The organism is Candidatus Palauibacter sp. (assembly GCF_965197445.1).
Classification (GTDB): domain Bacteria; phylum Gemmatimonadota; class Gemmatimonadetes; order Palauibacterales; family Palauibacteraceae; genus Palauibacter.
This window is the reverse complement of the sequence record NZ_CBDANE010000005.1, coordinates 1,404,102-1,422,755: the sequence shown is the minus strand read 5'-3', so window position 1 is coordinate 1,422,755 and position 18,654 is coordinate 1,404,102. Positions and strand designations below refer to the sequence as shown.

General features: G+C 69.1%; 11 protein-coding genes and 1 pseudogene. 5 read left to right on the top strand and 7 right to left on the bottom strand.

Features of this window, described 5'->3' with window-relative positions; genetic code table 11:
* Nucleotides 1-189: 189 nt before the first annotated feature.
* From ACN9M6_RS13545 to ppsA, 4 genes are all read right to left on the bottom strand, one after another.
* Complete coding sequence (locus ACN9M6_RS13545) at nt 190-1,413, bottom strand: alpha-hydroxy acid oxidase (protein ID WP_419163418.1); 1,224 nt, start codon at nt 1,411-1,413, stop codon at nt 190-192.
* 120 nt (nt 1,414-1,533) lie between these two features.
* The gene (locus tag ACN9M6_RS13540; RefSeq protein WP_419163760.1) at nt 1,534-2,928 is read right to left on the bottom strand and encodes an aldo/keto reductase; all 1,395 of its coding nucleotides are present in this window, start codon (nt 2,926-2,928) and stop codon (nt 1,534-1,536) included.
* Between the two features lie 46 nt (nt 2,929-2,974).
* Nucleotides 2,975-4,516: an APC family permease gene (locus tag ACN9M6_RS13535; RefSeq protein WP_419163417.1), complete on the bottom strand. Its 1,542-nt coding sequence runs from the start codon at nt 4,514-4,516 to the stop codon at nt 2,975-2,977.
* Complete coding sequence (ppsA, locus tag ACN9M6_RS13530) at nt 4,486-6,852, bottom strand: phosphoenolpyruvate synthase (protein ID WP_419163416.1); 2,367 nt, start codon at nt 6,850-6,852, stop codon at nt 4,486-4,488. Before ppsA ends, ACN9M6_RS13535 begins: the two co-directional genes overlap by 31 nt.
* Nucleotides 6,853-6,929: 77 nt before the next feature.
* Between ppsA and ACN9M6_RS13525 the strand changes: the two are divergent.
* Nucleotides 6,930-7,767, top strand: a pseudogene (locus ACN9M6_RS13525) (pyruvate, water dikinase regulatory protein).
* Between the two features lie 26 nt (nt 7,768-7,793).
* Entirely contained in the window at nt 7,794-11,198 is a 3,405-nt protein-coding gene (locus ACN9M6_RS13520; protein WP_419163415.1) for an amidohydrolase family protein, read from the top strand.
* A gap of 38 nt (nt 11,199-11,236) precedes the next feature.
* On the opposite strand, the gene ACN9M6_RS13515 is transcribed toward ACN9M6_RS13520, so the two are convergent.
* Nucleotides 11,237-12,265 carry a creatininase family protein gene (locus tag ACN9M6_RS13515; RefSeq protein ID WP_419163414.1) on the bottom strand — a complete coding sequence of 343 codons (1,029 nt, stop codon included), beginning with the start codon at nt 12,263-12,265 and terminating at the stop codon, nt 11,237-11,239.
* Between the two features lie 101 nt (nt 12,266-12,366).
* On the opposite strand from ACN9M6_RS13515, the gene ACN9M6_RS13510 reads away from it, so the two are divergent.
* From ACN9M6_RS13510 to ACN9M6_RS13500, 3 genes are read left to right on the top strand one after another with little or no spacing between them, the layout of a single operon-like run.
* The gene (locus ACN9M6_RS13510) at nt 12,367-14,103 is read left to right on the top strand and encodes an amidase family protein (RefSeq protein ID WP_419163413.1); all 1,737 of its coding nucleotides are present in this window, start codon (nt 12,367-12,369) and stop codon (nt 14,101-14,103) included.
* 22 nt (nt 14,104-14,125) lie between these two features.
* A complete protein-coding gene (locus ACN9M6_RS13505) occupies nt 14,126-15,037 on the top strand; it encodes an acyl-CoA thioesterase (RefSeq protein WP_419163412.1) in 912 nt (303 codons plus the stop codon).
* Nucleotides 15,034-16,092, top strand: coding sequence for a peptidyl-alpha-hydroxyglycine alpha-amidating lyase family protein (locus tag ACN9M6_RS13500; RefSeq protein ID WP_419163411.1), 1,059 nt, complete (start codon nt 15,034-15,036; stop codon nt 16,090-16,092). The genes ACN9M6_RS13505 and ACN9M6_RS13500 overlap by 4 nt, the downstream gene beginning before the upstream one ends.
* A 6-nt stretch (nt 16,093-16,098) precedes the next feature.
* Here ACN9M6_RS13500 and ACN9M6_RS13495 read toward each other — a convergent pair whose 3' ends face one another.
* The gene (locus tag ACN9M6_RS13495) at nt 16,099-17,175 is read right to left on the bottom strand and encodes a carboxypeptidase-like regulatory domain-containing protein (RefSeq protein ID WP_419163410.1); all 1,077 of its coding nucleotides are present in this window, start codon (nt 17,173-17,175) and stop codon (nt 16,099-16,101) included.
* A gap of 104 nt (nt 17,176-17,279) precedes the next feature.
* A complete protein-coding gene (locus tag ACN9M6_RS13490; protein WP_419163409.1) occupies nt 17,280-18,605 on the bottom strand; it encodes an aspartate aminotransferase family protein in 1,326 nt (441 codons plus the stop codon).
* Nucleotides 18,606-18,654: the final 49 nt, after the last annotated feature.

Genomic DNA, 18,654 nt, shown 5'->3' with positions numbered 1-18,654 from the left:
CCAGACCTCACGCCAGGAGAGCTCCGCAGGCCAGGCCCCCACGCTCGTGATTTCACAAGCAGCCGGTCCGGGCGAGTCGCAACCGGCCATCACGGCCGCCAACAGGAGCGACGGAACCTGCCAACGACTCTGAGACACTTCGCGAATCAGTATCGTGAGCCCTCCCTTCCCGTTCCGCACAGGCGGGGTTCAGCCGTCCCGCCAGCGCACCGCGTCGGGGGTGATTTCGGACACGGTGCGGGCGCCCAGAAGTGCCATCGTGCGTCGGAATCCCTCGTCGAACCACCTGAGGACGAGGTCCACGCCGCGCTCTCCGCCGGCCCCCAGCGCGTAGAAGTAGGCCCGGCCCGCCAGGCAGGCCTTCGCGCCCAGCGCCACGGCCTTCGCGATGTCGCTCCCGCGCCGGACGCCGCCGTCGATGAGGACGTCGAGCCGATCCCCGACCGCGTCCGCGACAGGCTGCAGCAACTCGAGCGTCGGAGGCGCGTCGTCGAGTTGTCGTCCGCCATGGTTCGAGATCACGATCCCCTCCGCGCCCGCGTCGGCGGCGAGCACCGCGTCCTCGACCGTCTGGATCCCCTTGATGACGATGGGCCCGTCCCAGATCGAACGCAGCCAGTCTACGTCGTCCCAGGCGAGCTTCGGATCGAACTGCTCGTTCACGTACTGCGCCAGGCCCATGGCGTCGACGCCCCTTGCCCCGCCCTTCGCCTCGCGGCTCACCGCGCTCGAGAAAAGGATGGGCTCGGAGGTGAGGAAGTCCCACGTCCAGCCGGGCTTCCGGATCCCGTCCACGAACGTGTCGAGGCCCAGCTGCGGGGGGAGGGTGAAGCCGAGCCGGACATCGCGCTCGCGCCGGCCCAGCACAGCCACGTCGACGGTGAGAAGGAGCGCCTCGTACCCCGCCTCGCAGGCTCTCTGGACGAGTTCCGCGACGAGTCCGCGGTCCTTCCACACGTAGACCTGGAACCACTTGGGGCCGGAGTTGACCGCGGCCACCTCCTCGATGGAGCGGGTGCCGAGCGTGGAAAGGCTGTACGTGATTCCCGCGCGCTCGGCGGACCGGGCCACCGCGAGTTCTCCCTGCGAATCCGCGATGCGGCTGAACCCGGTGGGCGCGAGGATGAGCGGCATCGGGTGTCGTCGACCGAGGACCGTCACGCCGGGATCCACATTCGTTACATCCCGCAGAACCCGGGGCCGGAACTCGAGCCGGTGGAAGGCGGCACAGTTCCGCCCCTGGGTGCGCTCGTCCTCGGCCGCTCCGTCGATGTAGCCGAACACGCCGCGCGGGAGGCGGCGGCGGGCGAGTTCGCGCAGGTCCTCGACGCTCGCGCAGCGGCTGAGCCGGCGAACCACAGGGTTCAGCTCGAACTTCCTGAAGCGAACGACGGAGCGCAGCGTCTTCAGCATGGGGCCTCCGCGACCTGCGGCGTGATCTGGTGCCGTGAACCGGTACGGGGCGGAACGGGGTCCGGGCAAGTCCGTCAGCCCGCCGAGACGTTCCCGCGGGAACGTCCGACCCGGATCGTGCTACGATCCGACGCGCGCCTCGGCCTCGATCTCGACGAGGTATCCGGAGCCGATGAGCCCCGCCTGCACGAGGGTGTTGGCCGGGCGGATGGCGCCGAACCGTTGCCCGTGCGCGCGGGCGACGGGCTCCCAATCCGCCAGCTTCGGGATGAAGATCCGCGTCCGGTACACGTCTTCGAGCCTGCCGCCCAGCGCCTCTATCGCGCCCTCGATCTTGTCGATGACGAAGTGCGTCTGCGCGGCGGGGTCGGCGCCACCGATCAGACGGTCTCCGTGCGTGGCCGTCGTCCCGGAGACCGCGATGTGGTCGCCCGTCCGGACCGCGCGGCTGAACCCCGCGACCTCCTCCCACACGGTTCCGGACACCGCCCGCGTCCGGCTCCCGGGCCCGTCATGGACCGGATACGGGGACGGGAACCCCCCCACATGGTGGCTGAGATCCCCCGCCGCCGTCAGGTAGGGCGGCCGCCGGTACTCGTCGCCGCAATCTCCGGGGATGGGATCCATGGCTCCGCTCGCCACCGCCAGGACTTCCCGGTCTTCCGCATCCAGCCTCAGCGACGCCAGGCGGAGATTGTCGGCGATGTGCTCGCTCCGTCCCAACCGGGCGCCGATGATCACGCCTGCCACCGCAGGCCGGTCGAGGACGGCGCGAGCCGCAACGTTGGCCATCGACACCCCGTGCTTTTCCGCCACCGCGCGGATGGCGGCCAGCAGCGGCTGCAGGCGCTCCCAGCCGCCCGCCGCCTCGACAAAGCGGCGGTACTTCATCTCGGACCACGTCTTCACGCCCTCCGGCCCCGGGTCGTCGGCGCCCAGCCAGGCTTCGGTCAGGAGTCCGCCCGCCAGCGTTCCGTACGCGAGAAGCTGGACGCCGTGCCTGACGCAGACCTCCGTCATGGCGCCCGAGGCGCGCCCATCGAGAAGTGAGCAGCAAATCTGGTTCGAGACGACCTTGATGCCGGTGTTCAGCACCATGTCGAGGTGCGCCGCGTCGAAGTTGGTCAGCCCGAGGTGCCGGATCAGCCCCTCTTCCTTCAACTCCTGGAGCACGAACAGGCAGTCGAGCCAGCTCGGATCCGCGTATCGCCAGGCGTGGAACTGCAGGAGGTCGATCGCAGCGGCCCGCAGGCGTTCCAGTGAACGGTCCACCGCCTCTCGAACCGTCGCGGACGTATGCGGGCCCGGCTCCGGCGTCCACTTGGTCAGGAGCTGCACGTCCCCGCCACGGCGGGCGGCGCAGACACCGGCGATCTCCTCCGCCGAACCGTAGTGGTCCGCCATGTCGAATGTCGTGAACCCGGCCTCGGCGCAGGCGTCCATGGCAGCCGCGGCGGCGGCGACTTCGAGGGGACCCTCGCGCTCCAGATCGGCGACCTGCCACAGCCCGGTCATCACCCGCGAGATCTCCAGACCGGGGGCCAGTTCCCGGCGTTCCGGCCTACTCAGGCGGCAGCTCGCGGAACAGGCGTTCCACGTCCACCCCGGAGGCCCGCAGCTTTCCCATCTTCCGGATGTAGATCAGAGATCCCAGCGTCATGACTCCGATCCAGAGCGGCGTAGAGCGAAAATACCAAGCCGCCACGTCGGCGGTGAGGTCCTTCCACGTGTGCGTCACCAGGAACGATCCCAGAAGCACGATCCCGCCCAGGCACACCCATGTTCGGATCGCCGGCCCGCTCAGGACGCGGAAGTCCGCCGCGATCGAGGGGTTCCGCCGCGGTAGCGCGAGCACGGAAATGCACATGAGGATGAAGTTGACGAGCATCGAAGTGACCATGAGGTCGATGCCGAGGAAGAAGTCCCCGGCAAAGTGGCTCCCGATGATCGCGACCGAAGCGAGCGCCCCCGAGAGGAGAATCGCCGTATGCGGTGTGCGCCATGTCGGATGCACACGGGCGAGGCCCGACGGGAAGATCCCGTCCTCGGCCCATGCGAATACGAGGCGCGAGACGGAGAGCAGCATGGCCGGCAGGTCGTTGATGAGAGCGATCGCGGCGCCGGCCACGATGGCCACCGTCCAGCCCGCGGGAAGCACGTAGCCGAGGAGCCCGGGCGCGGTCAGATCCTGATCCTGTGCGCGCGTCCACACGAACTCCCACGGAACGGTGTGATAGACCGCCGCCGTGAAGAGCAGGTAATACGAGCCCACGATCAGGACCGCGAGGAGGATGGCGAGGGGGAGCGCGCGGTGCGGGTTCCGCGCCTCGCCGCCCGCCTGCGCGATCGCATCGAAGCCGACGAAGCTGGCGAAGAGAAGGCCGGAAGCGGCGAGAAACCCGACCGGTCCCAGCGGCGGAGGGGTGGCGACCGGCACCCCGGCGCCTTCCCGGGCGAGTAGCGCCGCCGCGAAATCGTTCTGATTGAACGAGAATCCCGCCACGATGACGATGGCGCCGAGGGCGAACATGACGATCATGAGCGGCACGACGGTGCGTTCATAGGCCTTCAGGCCGCGCAGGTTCACCCACACGAACGCCCACAGGAGAGCGAGCGACAGCCCCACCCGGACCACCCCGGTCTCGAGGGCGGCGCCTGTGCCGTCCATCTCCAGGGCGCCGGCGATGTCGCGCAGGAAGGGGACGATGAGATAGGACACGACGCCGATCACGATCGAGAGACCGAACCACTGCGAGAAGCTCGCCACAAACCCCCAGTACGGACCGAGCGCCCGGCTCGCGAAGACGTAGCTGCCGCCGGCGCGGGGCATGGCGGAGGCGAGCACCGCATAGGCGAGCCCGGCAAGGACGGCCGGGAGCGCGCCGAACGCGAACGCGGGGAGAACGTTCTCGCCGATCCCGGGCACGCTCCGCTGGATCATGACCGGGACCACGTTGATCCCGGCGCCCAGCATCGAGCAGATCCCGGTGGCCGCCAGCCCCCACAGGCCGAGCTGGCGGACGAGACTGGCCCCCTCCGCGGCGGAGGCCGGCGCGCCGCCGTTCGCCGGCGTCAGACTTCCTCCCCCGCCAGGAACATCCACGTCTCCACGGCCGTGTCGGGGTTGAGCGACATGCTCTCGATCCCCTCCTCGACGAGCCAGCGGGCGAGGTCGGGGTGGTCCGACGGGCCCTGGCCGCAGATGCCGATGTACTTACCCGCCCGGACGCAGGCCCGGATCGCCATCGAGAGCATCGCCTTCACGGAGGCGTCGCGCTCGTCGAAGGCATCCGCGATGAGCCCGGAATCCCGGTCGAGGCCGAGCGTGAGCTGCGTCATGTCGTTCGACCCGATCGACATCCCGTCGAAGTGTTCGAGGAAGTCGTCCGCCAGCAGGGAGTTCGAGGGAAGCTCGCACATCATGATCAGCTGCAGGCCGTCCACACCGCGCTCGAGGCCGTTCTCCGCCAGCAGATCGACGACCGCCCGGGCCTCCGCCACCGTCCGGACGAAGGGGACCATGACCCACACGTTGTCGAGTCCGATCCGCCGACGGACCCGCCGCAGAGCCCGGCACTCGAGTTCGAATGAGGGCCGGAAGCTCTCCGATACGTAGCGGGACGCGCCGCGGAAGCCGAGCATCGGATTCTCCTCGTACGGCTCGTACCGCCGGCCGCCGATCAGATCCGCGTATTCGTTCGACTTGAAGTCGGACAGCCGGACAATGACGGGCTCGGGGGCGAAGGCCGCCGCGATCGTGGCGATCCCTTCGGTGAGTTTCTCGACGTAGAACTCCACCGGGTCCGCGTAGCCGGCGTGCTGGACGCGGATTTCCTCCTGCAGATCGGACGGCAGGTCGTCGAAGTCGAGCAGCGCCTGGGGGTGAACCCCGATCATTCGATTGATGATGAACTCGAGCCGGGCGAGGCCCACGCCGTGGTTCGGGATCGACGCGAAGTCGAACGCCCGGTCCGGGTTCCCCACGTTGAGCATGACCTTGACGGGGATCTCGGGCATGGCGCCCAGTTGTATCTTGCCCTCCTCGAAATCCAGCATCCCTTCGTAGACGTATCCGGCATCGCCCTCGGCGCACGACACGGTCACATCTCCCGCCTCCGCGAGGTTGGTCGTCGCGTCGCCGCAGCCGACGACCGCCGGGATGCCGAGTTCGCGAGCGATGATCGCCGCGTGGCAGGTGCGGCCGCCGCGGTTCGTGACGATCGCGGCGGACTGCTTCATCATCGGTTCCCAGTCCGGGTCCGTCATGTCCGTGACCAGGACGTCGCCCCGCCGGAAGCGCCCGATCTCGGAGGCGGAGGCGATGACCCGGGCCGGGCCGCCGCCGATCCGGTTTCCGATGCTGCGGCCCTCGGCGAGCACGCGGCCCCGCTCCTTGAGCGTGAAGCGCGAGATCACGCCGCCCGCGCGGCTCTGCACCGTCTCGGGGCGTGCCTGCAGAATGCGCAGCCCGCCGTCGATCCCGTCCCGGGCCCACTCGATGTCCATGGGCCGCCCGTAGTGGTCCTCGATGAGAAGCGCCTGGCGCGCGAGTGCCTGCACCTCGTCGTCCGCAAGCGAGAAGCGGCGCTGGTCTTCCTGCGGGACCTCGACCGTCTCGACGGAGGGGCCCGCGCCGCCAGCCCCGGCGTCGGCGTAGGCGAGCTTGATCGCTTTGCTCCCGAGGTTGCGGCGGACGATCGCGTGGCGGCCGGCCCTCAGGGCGGGCTTGTAAACGTAGAACTCGTCCGGGTTCACGGCCCCCTGCACGACCGTCTCGCCGAGCCCGTACGCGCTGGTGATGAAGACGACGTCCCGGAACCCGGATTCCGTGTCAAGCGTGAACATGACGCCGCTCGAACCCAGGTCCGCGCGCACCATGCGCTGGATGCCGACCGAGAGCGCCACGTCACGGTGGGCGAACCCCTGGTGGACGCGGTAGGCGATTGCGCGGTCGCTGAACAGGGAGCCGTAGACGTGATGGACCGCCTCCAGCACGGCACCGACTCCCTGGACGTTGAGCAGGGTGTCCTGCTGTCCGGCGAACGACGCCTCCGGGAGATCCTCGGCGGTGGCGGAGGAGCGCACCGCGACGGATACATCGGAGCCGGAGCCGAGTTCGCGGTACGCCTCCGAGATGCGGGCGGCGAGTCGCTCTCCGAGCGGCGTGTCGGCGATCCGGGCCCGGATCTCGCGGCCCGCGGACGCGAGTGCCGCCAGATCCTCGACATCCAGCGCGTCGAGCGTCGCGTGGATGCGGTCGCCGAGTTCGCCCGACAGGAAATCCCGATAGGCCTGCGCGGTGATCGCGAAGCCCCCGGGCACGTCCACGCCCGCGGCTGAGAGGTGGGAGATCATCTCGCCGAGCGAGGCGTTCTTTCCCCCGACCGATTCGAGATCGGACAGCCCGATGGACTCAAAAGGTGCGATATACCCGGACACGGCGACTCCCAACCCCGGCCTCCCGACGACCCCGGACGGTTGTCTCACATCGATAGAAGCCGGAGAATCAGCGTACGATGACCCAGCGAACGGTTTTCTTCGTCTCCGACCATTCCGGCGTCACGGCCGAGACGCTCGGCCAAAGCCTGATCGCCCAGTTCGACGCCCTCGACTTCACGAAAATCACCGTACCATTCGTCTCCTCCGTCGACAAGGCGAAACGGACCGCGCGGAAGATCAACGCCGCCGCGCGGGCGCAGGGGGCGCCTCCGATCGTCTTCAGTACGCTGGTGAAGGAAGACGTTCGAGACACGGTGCGCGCCATCGTCAGGCGCACCGACACGCTCTTTCTGGATTTCTTCGACTCTTTCCTCGGCCCGCTCGAACGGGAACTCGGCCACACGTCCCAGCACGCCATGGGCCTCTCGCACGGGATTCAGGACTACCGGGAATACGACCGCCGCATCGAGGCGATGAACTTCGCGCTCGCGCACGACGACGGTTCGAACCCGGACGGATACGAGGAGGCCGATCTCGATTCTCGTGGGCGTCTCGAGGTCCGGAAAGACCCCGACCTGCCTGTATCTGGCGCTCCAGTACGGCGTGTTCGCCGCCAACTATCCCCTCACGGGAAGCGATCTGGAGGGACGCCGGATTCCCGCCGCTCTCTCCCGGTACCGCGGCAAGATCTACGGACTCACCATCGAACCTCACCGCCTGGGCGAACTGCGGAGCGCGCGCGGGATCGGCCGCCGGTATGCCTCGCCCCGGCAGGTGAGCTTCGAAGTCCGCCAGGCCCAGGCCCTGTTCGACAGACTCGACATTCCGTTCGTCGATGCGACGCGTTGTTCGATCGAGGAGTTGGCGAGCCGGATCCTCGACGCGACGCGGCTCGAGCGACGCACCACCTCGTGATTCACCCCCCGACCGGAGGTTGCACCATGCGTTCGTCCATCACCTGCCTGCTGGCGCTGCCCTTCCTCGTCCTCGGCGCGACACCGGCGACGGCCGCCGCGCTTCCCCAGGAAGCCGACCCGTCCGCCGATTGGGACGTGACCGCGCCGCGGGGCGAGACGCGCGAGATCGATTTCACGACGGACGAAGGGACGTGGATTTCCATCGACCTCGAGCCCGGCGGCGAGTGGCTCGTGTTCGACCTTCTGGGCCACATCTACCGACTCCCCGTCACGGGGGGAGAGGCGACGGTCCTTACCCAGAACAGCGGCGTGGCCGTCAACTATCACCCGCGTCTCTCGCCCGATGGGTCGACGCTCGCGTTCATCTCGGACCGCGGGGGTCAGAGCAACCTGTGGCTGATGGATGCGGACGGGTCGAACCCGCGCCCCGTGTTCGAGGATCAGGGGCTGCGGGCCTGGGAACCCGCGTGGAGTCCGGACGGGCGCTTCATCGCCGTGCGGCGGGCGTCGACGGGCCGGGGGGGCGGGGGCGCCGGACCGGGCCTGTGGATGTACTCGCGCGACGGCGGCGAAGGGGTGCAGCTCGTGGGCTCGGACTATTCGGGCGCCGCGTGGCCCGCGTTCTCCCGGGATGGGGCGTCGCTCTACTTCCAGATTCGCACGGCTCCCCCCGGGACGTGGTCGGGACGCACCGACGTCATGCAGGGGCACAAGCAGATCCGGCGGCTCGACCTCGAGTCGGGACGGGTCGACGAGATCACCTCGGGCATCATGGTGCAGCAGGGGCAGACATCGAGCGGGGGGGCGATCGCTCCGGAGCCGTCCCCGGATGGACGCTGGCTCGCCTTCGCCCGCCGGATCCCCGACGGGACGATCTCGCATCAGGGACTCCGTTTCGGACCCCGGACGGCGCTGTGGCTCCGCGATCTGGAGACGGGCGACGAGCGCGTCCTCATGGACCCGATCGAAGTGGACATGGCCGAGGGGATGAAGGTGTCCCGTGACCTGCCGGGGTACAGCTGGTCCGAGGACTCGCAGTCGATCGTCATCTCCGCCGGGGGGAAGATCCGGCGCGTGGATCTCGACGGCGCCGTGACCACGATCCCCTTCACCGCCCGCGTGCAGCGCACGATCTCGGAGATGGCGGGGCGGCCGCAGATGGCGCTGGGCGAGACGTTCAAGGTGAAGTTTCCGCGTTGGACCGCTTCCTCGCCGGACGGAAGCCGGCTCGCCTTCCAGGCTGTGGGGCGGGTGTGGGTCATGGACCTGCCCGACGGCACGCCGCGCCGGCTGACGCCGGATTCGTTCGGACCGTTCGAGATGGCGCCGGCCTGGTCGCCGGACGGCCGTTCGATCGCGTTCACGAGCTGGGCGGACACCGCGCAGGGGCATGTGTGGCGCGTTTCCGCCGACGGGGGTGAACCACAGCAGCTCACGACCCGCGCGGGAGAATACGTCCATACGGTGTGGAGCCCGGACGGCGGCGACATCGTCGTGACCCGGGGGTCGGGGGCGACGAGCCACGGGCGGACCGTGGCGAGCAACCAGTTCTACGAGTTCGTGCGGGTGCCGGCCGGGGGCGGCGACGCGACGCTGATCACGAAGGTCGCCCGGCCCTATGGCGGGGGACGCCCGCTCATGCCGCGACGGCCGATCTCGCAGGCGTCGTTCGGCCCGGATGGGCGGCTCTTCTATCCGGAAGCGGTCGGTCCGGCGGACGGCGAGCCTGCGGGGACCGAGATCGCATCCATCCGTCTGGACGGAAGTGACCGTCGCGTACACTTCACGCTGCCGGACGCGGACGAGGCGGCGGTCTCGCCCGACGGCGCCTGGCTCGCCTTTCAGGAGGGGGACAACGTCTACAAGATGCCCTTCCCCTACGCCGGGACCGGGTCGAACACCGTCCGCATCGACAAGCACAACGGCCAGCTCCCGGTGACGCAGGTCAGTCTCGAGGGCGGCATCCACCCGCGCTGGCGCGACGCGAACACGCTCGAGTTCGTGAGCGGCCCGCGCTTCTACACACACGACGCGGACACCGGCGCCACGGTCGAGACGGCGATCGACCTTGAACTCCCTCGTCACATCGCCCGCGGGAGCGTCGCGTTCACGGGCGCCCGGATCATTACGGTCGAGGATGACCAGGTCATCGAGGGCGGCGACATCGTGGTGCGCGACGGGCGCCTGGCCTGCATCGGCGACTGCTCGACGGACGGCGTGGACCACGTGATCGACGCGGCCGGCGCCACGATCATGCCCGGCCTCATCGACATGCACGCGCATCATCACCGCGACCACGAAGGCGTCATCCCCCAGCGCAACTGGGAGTCCGCGATCTACATGGCGTACGGGATCACGACGACGCTCGACAACTCGCAGTGGTCATCCAACGTCTTCCCCACCGCCGAACTCGTCGAGGCGGGCGCCATGATCGGCCCCCGCACCTACAGCACCGGGGATCCGGTCTACTCGGGCGACGGCGCGCGCCAGAACGAGATCACGAGCTACGAGGTCGCCGACCAGAACGTCGCGCGTCTCATGTCGTGGGGCGCCGTATCGATCAAGGAGTACATGCAGCCCCGCCGCGACCAGCGGCAGTGGGTCACCGAGGCGGCCCGGCTGCGAGGCATGCGCGTCACCGCCGAGGGCGGCGACATCGAGTACAACATGGGCATGATCATGGACGGCCATACCGGGTGGGAGCACCCGATGAGCTACATGCCCCTGTACCGCGACGTGGCGAAGTTCTTCGGCCACGCCGACGCCGTGTACTCCCCCACCTTCATGGTCGGCGGTTCGGGCGCGTGGAACGAGGAGTACTTCTTCCAGACGTACGAAATATGGAAGGATGAGAAGATGCGCCGCTGGCTCCCGTGGCGGATGCTCATCCCCTCGACCCGGCGCCGCATGCTGCGGCCGGAGACGGATTACAGCTTCCCGCTCCTCGCGCGCGGCCTCGGCGACATCATCGAGGAAGGCGGCTGGGGCGCCATCGGGTCGCACGGCCAGTTGCACGGCCTGGGCTCCCACTACGAAGTGTGGATGGCCGCCGCAGGGACCGACGAGATGACGGGCATCGAGATCGGGACGATCCACGGGGCCCATTTCCTCGGGCTCGAGCACGAGACGGGGTCGCTGGCCGAGGGTAAACTCGCGGATTTCATCGTCCTCAACTCGAACCCGCTGGACGACATCCGGAACACGACCGACCTCCGCCTCGTGGTGAAGGACGGGATCGTCTACGACGCGGACACGCTCGACGAGGTGTGGCCGAATCCGAAGCCGTTCGGCGACCACTACTGGGTGGACGAGGACGCCCTCATGAGCGACGACCGCCCCACCGACTACTGGGACGCCCAGCGAGGGAACGGCCCGGATGGGGCGTCAGCTCGCGGCCGGAGCGGGAGTAGCGCACGACCATCGACCTGAGGAGGGGCGAGGCGAGCGTATGACCACGTTGCAGGTCGTCAGTGCGCATCCGCGGCCTGCGGGGGGACCTGCCGGGCCTGCGGGGTGCCATCGCCGGCGTCCGGAGCGAAGTGCGCGAGTTCCGCGTGGAGTTGACGCAACAGCTGGCCCGAATTGAGGTCGGACTCTCGCTCCGGGATGGCCCTTGAGCCGCAGCGCTCGCGATTGAGCGGCGGATGGCCCGGGCGGTGATCTCGGCGCGGTAAGACCACGAGCCTCCGACCGTTTTCGATCGTCCGCTCCACCGGCGCGAGGTCGACGCCGTTGATCGAGAAGAGACCGGCTTCCATCCGCTGATCCGCGCGGATCGTGTTCGGATCCACCGTCGCCATGATCGATGAGTAGTGGTAGTCGTCGTGGTACTCGTTGCGGGTGGCGACGCACTCGTCGGGCTGCTGGAAGATCCCCAGTTCTTCCTTGAGATAGTCGCAGCTGTAGATGTCCTCGGTGTAGTACTCGGGGATGAAGTGGACGCGGGCCGGGCGATCGGCCCAGGCGCCGTTGAGGGCCGCGGCGACGTTCTCCATCCCCCGGACGTTCCCTCCGCTGTCCCCGATGAGGACGAGGTTCTCGAATCCGTGCGCGGCGAGGCTGCCCAGGACGTCCGTCAGCATCGCCTCGAACGTCTCCTGCCGGACGCTGATCGTCGCGTGGTAGCGCATGTGCCCGCTGGGCGGATCGATGCTCCCCTCCGGCACCAGCTTGATGATGGGGGCGACGAGCGCGTCGCCGAGTTCACGCGCAATCGCCTCGGCGGTGGCCTGGAGCACGAAGTTGTGCTTGCCGCTGGCGAGGTATGGTCCGTTCTGTTCGACGCCGCCCGTGCCCACGATCGCGGTCGTCATCCCTTCCTCCAGCGCGTCCCGCACCTCCATCCAGGTCAGCTCCTCGATCCACACCGTGTCGAACCCGTCGATGGGGCGCGGGGCGTCGAGATCCTGGGCGTGGGCGGGCGCGCCGTTGAATACGGCAAGGGCAACAAGCACGAAGGCGGAAGCTCGGTACAGGGCGGAGGCTCGGCTGGACACGGCGGTCTCCCGGGGTCGAGGCTGCGGTGGACAGTGGACGCTCCGTACTATACGGCGAGGTCCGAGGTACGCGTCAGAGTCCCGGGAATCGGAGAATCCCCATGAAGTCAACTCCACACGTCCCCTCCCGCGCCGTGATGTCCGGAGTCCTGGCGGCCGGAGTTGTGGTGGCCGGGGCCCTGTCGGGCTGCCGGGCCCCTTCGTCCGCCCCGGCACCCTTCGACGTGGTCGAGGCGACGATCCCGGACATGCAGGCGGCGATGGAGAGCGGGCGGCTCACGTCGCGGCAGCTCGTCATGGAGCACCTGGCGCGGATCGCCCGCTACGAATGGCAACTCAACGCGGCGGTGTCGATCAACCCCAGCGCGCTCGAGGAGGCCGAGGCGCTCGACGCGGAGCGCGCGGCGGGCAACGTGCGCGGGCCGCTGCACGGCATCCCGGTCGCGCTGAAGGACAACATCCACACCACGCACATCCCGACGACCGGAGGCTCGCTCGCCTTCGAGGGCTACACCCCGCCCTACGAGGCCACGCTCACCGCGAACCTGCGCGAGGCGGGCGCGATCATCATCGCCAAGGCCGGGCTCACCGAGTTCGCGAACTTCATGGCCGGACCGCCGAACCAGATGCCGGGCAACTACAACGCGCTCACCGGCTACGGGCTCAACCCGTACGATCCGCGCCGCGACCCGCGGGAGGACCGCAACGACGGGCGCCCCGCCCTCACGACGGGGGGCTCGAGTTCGGGGATCGGGACGGCGGCCAGCTTCTGGGCCGCCAACGTCGGCACGGACACCGGCGGGTCGATCATCAGTCCCTCGAACGCCAACATGCTCGTCGGCATCCGGCCCACCATCGCCCGGGTCAGCCGCTGGGGCGTGGCCCCGGTGACGCTCGACCACGACATGGCGGGGCCGATGGCCCGCACGGTGACGGATGCGGCGATCATGCTCGGGGCCATGGAGGGGGCGGCGCCCGACCCTGAGGACCAGGCCACGGGGAGGTGCGAGGCGCCCCCCGGCCGCGACTACACGCCCTTCCTGAACGCCGACGGCCTGGAGGGCGCGCGCATCGGGATTCCCCGCGCCTTCTACTACGAGCCGGTGGAGGTCGGGGGGCGGTCGGTCGGCGGGCTTGACGAGGAGGCCGCCGCGCTCATGGCGGAGGCGGTCGCGGTGCTCGAGGCGGAGGGCGCCATCGTCGTGGATCCAGCTCAGATCCCCAGCTTCGTCGACCCCGATCCCGAGGCGAACTTCAACACCTGGCCGCTCTGCATCGGCGGGCATCAGGCGAAGGGTTCGGACGAGGGATGTGCGGTCAACTTCAAGTACGGGATGAAGCGGGACTTCGATGCCTGGCTTGCGTCGCTCGGCCCCTCGGCGCCGGTGCAGACGCTCACGGAGCTTCGCGAATGGAACCTGGCGCACCGTGATGCGGGATCCATGAAGTACGAGCAGTCCCGCTACGACATCTCCGACGAGATGGACGTGGAGGCGGACCGGGCCCGGAACGCCGCGGACATGGCGAAGGACTCGCTCCTCAGCCAGGCGCGCGGGATCGACGCGGTGCTGGAGGCATACGAACTGGACGCGATCTTCACGCCGGGGAGCCGCGGGGCCGGACTCGCCGCCCGGGCGCAGTACCCGCACATCGTGGTGCCGTTCGGGTTCGTGGCCAACGAGCCCACGCCGCCCTTCCCCGAGGGCTTCGACGCCCGGCCCGCGCCGTTCGGCGTCGGGTTCACGGGGACGGCGTGCAGCGAGCCTCGGCTCATCGAACTGGCCTACGCGTTCGAGCAGGCCACGCTCCGACGCGTACCGCCGGGAGGCTTCCGTTGAGCACCGGGCCGGAGCACGCCTGATGCGGTATACGGTCGACGACCTGATCGCACTGTTCGATCTCGAGCCCATCGAGCGCAACATCTACCGGGGGCAGAACCGCGACATCGGATCGGGGAGGCTGTTCGGGGGCCAGGTGCTCGCCCAGGCGCTTGTGGCGGCGCGCCGGACGATCGACGTGGAGGACCGCTCCGCCCATTCGCTGCACGCCTACTTCATCCTCGCCGGCGATCTCGACATCCCGGTGGTCTACTTCGTGGACCGCCTGCGTGACGGCCGCAGCTTCCTGACGAGACGGGTGACGGCGATCCAGCACGGGCGCGCGATCTTCAACATGTCCGCCTCGTTTCACAAGGAGGAGGACGGCCTCTCGCATCAGGCCGCCATGCCGGACGTGCCGCCGCCGGAGGAACTGGAATCCCAGCTCGACGTCATCCGCCGGCACGCGGACCGGATTCCCGAGGGGCGTCGAGACCTTCTCACCCAGGACCGGCCCATCGACCGGCGCCTGGTCGTTCCCATCGATCCCTTCGAACCGGAGCCCGCCGAGCCGGTCAAACGTGCCTGGATTCGTTCCGTCGGCGACCTGGGCGACGATCCGCTCGAACATCAGGCAGTCCTCGCCTATTCTTCGGACTACGGACTGCTCCGCGCCTCGCTGCTGCCGCACGGCCGCACCTTCCATGACGCGGATCTGATGGGCGCCTCGCTCGATCACGCGATCTGGTTCCACCGCCCGTTCCGCATCGACGAATGGCTGCTGTACGAGACCGTGAGCCCCGTCGCGAGCGGCGCGCGGGCGTTCACCCGCGGCACGTTCTTCGCCCGTGACGGCACGCTCGTGGCTTCGGTCGCGCAGGAGGGCGTGATTCGGACCGGCGGCAAGCCCGCCTCGCGCGGAGAGTCCGCACCCAAAGGAGGAGATGGAGGATGACGAGATTCAAGAGGACGTTCGCAGCCATCGTGATCGGTGCGGTCACCTCCATCGTCGCGGTCGTCGCGGCCTGCGAGCCCGGCCCCGACACAGCCCCGGGCTCGGACTCCGCCCCGGCGGTCGAGCCCCTGAACGACCTGCCCAACCCTTACGAGCGCATTGAGCCCTGGGCGGAACTTCCTCCGGGCGCGGTCCAGTGGGGCCAGGTCACGGGCGTCGAGCAGGGCCCAGACGGGAACCTCTACGTCATGCACCGCTGCTTCGAAGGCGCCTGTGCGGATCGTCCCGAGGACCCGATCGTCAAGTACGACATGTCCGGCCGCCCGCTCGCTTCGTGGGGCGCGGGACTGTTCAACTATCCCCACGGTTTTCATGTGGACTTCGAAGGCAACGTCTGGGCGACCGACGCGCGCGGGAACGGGGAGCTGGGCCACCAGGTGTTCAAGTTCAGCCCCGATGGCGAACTCCTGCTGACGCTCGGACAGGCTGGCGTGGGGGGTCTCGGGCCCGACGTGTTCAACGAGCCCACCGACGTCCTCGTCCTCCCGGGCGGCGACATCCTCGTCACCGAAGGTCACGGCGACGGCAACGACCGTGTCGTCCGCTTCAACTCCGAGGGCGATTTCCTCGAATCGTGGGGGGAACCGGGGTCCGGTCCCGGCCAGTTCCGGACGCCGCACGCCATCGCCCGGGACTCACAGGGACGGATCTTCATCGGGGACAGAGCCAACAACCGGATCCAGATCTTCCTCGAGGACGGGACGTTCCTGGAAGAATGGAAGCAGTTCAGTCGTCCGAGCGGGATCTTCATCGACGAGGACGACACGATCTACGTGGCCGACTCCGAGAGCTGGGGGCCGGACAACCCGGGCTGGAAGAAGGGGATCCGCATCGGGAGCGCCCGCGATGGTTCCGTCTCCTGGTTCATCGAGGACATCGAGTCGATGACCGACCCCCATAGCGGGGCCGAGGCCGTGGGAGTGGATTCGGAAGGGAACGTGTACGGCGGCGTGGTTCGCCGCCGCATGCTCGAGAAGCATGTGCCCGTGAGGTAGACGCGGCTATTTCGTCCAGATCACGACGGCGCCGCACCGGGCGTCGTATCCCCCGAACTCCGGCGGAAGCTCGCCGGCGCCCTGGTACACCTCGATGCCGGCCACCTCCACCGGCAGCACGATCGTGTCGAGGTCCCGGACCGAGATCGGACTCCCGTCGAGATACCCCTTGAGTTCACAGCCGCCCGGGGTGAAGCCCGCCGCCGCCCTCGAACTCTCGACCCAGCAGCCGCGCCGACCCGAACCGGGGCACTGAAGCCGGATCCCGGGGGCGTCGGCGAGCATGTGACTGATGCGCAGTGGACGGCGGCGGTCGATGTCCTCCACCGTGAAGAAGGTGCCGCCGCTGAGCAGCTCACCGAAGTACTTGCGTTCGTAGAAACCCTTGATCTCGAGCCGGCGGGGTCTCGTCGCCGTCGCCACGAGCGGCTCCATCTCCACGGGCGAGGGCACGAGGCCGATCTCGAGTTCCGTCGTGAGCCCGCGGATCACCGTCACGGGATACCGGAGGGACGCGTAGCCGATGCGTCGCACCTCGATCGAGTGCTCCCCGGCGGGCACGCCGCTGAGGGCGAACCGGCCCTGACGGTCGCTCTGCGCCTCCTGCGGCCGTCCGACCACGGAGACGGCCGCCGTGGCCACCGGATCTTCGGTCGCGCCATCGAGCACCCGGCCGACGATGCGCCCCGGTTGCACCGTCCCGAACAGGACCCGGAGTTGGACTTCGCGCGTGGTGCCGGGCTCGAAGGTGACGACCGCCTCTTCGCTCGAATCGTCGCCGAACTCCGCCCACAGCGTGGCCCCCGACGCATCCCTTGGGATACAGAGGGAGAAGCGCCCGTCGGCGGCGGCGGGGTCCCGAATCGGCCTGAGCACGACATCGGTCCAGCGGAGCACGACCGTGGCCCCGGGAAGGGCCAGCGCCCCGGACTCATCCGTGACGAGGACATGAAGCGAAGCCCGGTCGCCGCAGTCCGTCTCCTGCAGGCCGGCCGCCGGCGGGACGATGGCCGTTATGGGAAGCGAAACGAAGGCGATCGCCTTCACCGCTTCTCGCAGTCTCAACGCCGTGCGGGACATCATGCGGGACATCATATCGAATACCCTCTGATCGGTCGCGGTCAGTAACTGCTGTCGAAGTGAAACTACTCCAGGCCCCGCTGAAGGGGTGAGGGCCCCCCCGCGCGTCAGGCGAGGGCGCGTCGATGGCGGCGGCGTGTCTCGGCGAGGAACGCGTCGAACTCCTCGACCAGTGCGTCGCAGTCGTCATCGTCGTGCGCGAGGGAGACCGTGACGAAGCCGCGGCGCGCGACCCAGAACCCGGCGAGCAGCATCTCGAGATGGAACAGGTCGCGCGCCGCCTGTGGCGTGGCGGCGAGGTCGGCCCGGCGGCGGATCGGCGTCCGCTGGAAGTGCACCATCATGATGGAACCACGCCCCGTGACCTGGACCGGCGCGTCCCTCCCGGCGGCGACCCCGTTGAGGGCGGCCCGCAGCGCGTCCCCGCGCCGGGTCAGCCGACGCACCGCATCGGGCGTGAACACGTCGCGGAGTCCGGCGAGCCCTGCTGCCATCGTGAGCGCATTGTTGTTGTGGGTTCCGTGGTGGCTCAGGTGATCCTCCCGGCGCGGATCGAACCGGTCCATGAGGTCGGCCCGCCCCCCGAAAGCCCCGAACGAGGCGCCGCCTCCGAGGTATTTGCCGAGACTGGTGAGGTCGGCGTGAACGTCGAGCGCTTCCTGCAGGCCGCCGGGCGCCAGACGCGAGGTCTGCACTTCGTCGAAGATCAACAGCACGCCGGCCCGCTGCGTGGCGTCCCGCAGCGCGCTCAGGAAGACCCGGGTTCCCGGGATGCAGCCGCCGCCGCCGAGCATGGGTTCGACGAGTACGCACGCGAGTTCACCCGCCCGCCCCTCGATCAGCGACCGTGCCGACTCGGCGTCGTTGTAGTCTCCGACGACCCACGGGAACGGAACATTCAGCCGCCGGTCCGGCTCCGAGAAGTTGAGGGGGCCGCCGTGGTATCCGCCGTCGAACACGAGAACGCCGTCCCGGCCCGTGGCGGCGCGCGCGAGGCTGATCGCCATCAGGTTCGCCTCCGTCCCCGAGTTCGTGAACCGCACGCGCTCGACCGAGGGGTAGCGCCCGCAGATGAGTTCCGCGAATTCCTGCTGATTGGGGGTCGGGCCGCCGAGCGTGAAGCCCTTCCCCGCCGCCTCGACCACCGCCGCCTGAATCGTGGGATCGGAGTGCCCGTAGAGGCCGGCCGTATAGTCGTTCAGGAAGTCCAGATAGACGTGGCCATCGAGGTCGTGGAGCCGGGCGCCTTCCCCTCGGACAATGGTGACCGGAAAGGGCGCGTAGTGGTTGACCGTCCGGGTGTCCGCGCCGGGGAGGTACTCGGTCGCGCGCTCGAAGCTCGCCTGGCTCAGGGGGTTCGCCGCGGTGTAGCGGGCGGCGGCATTCGAAGCGAGTTCCTGCAGCGTCCGGGTCTCGAGCGGGCGAGTGGCCATGAGTTCCGTCCCGAGTTCGGGTCATGCAGCCGTCCGGGGCGCTCCTCCC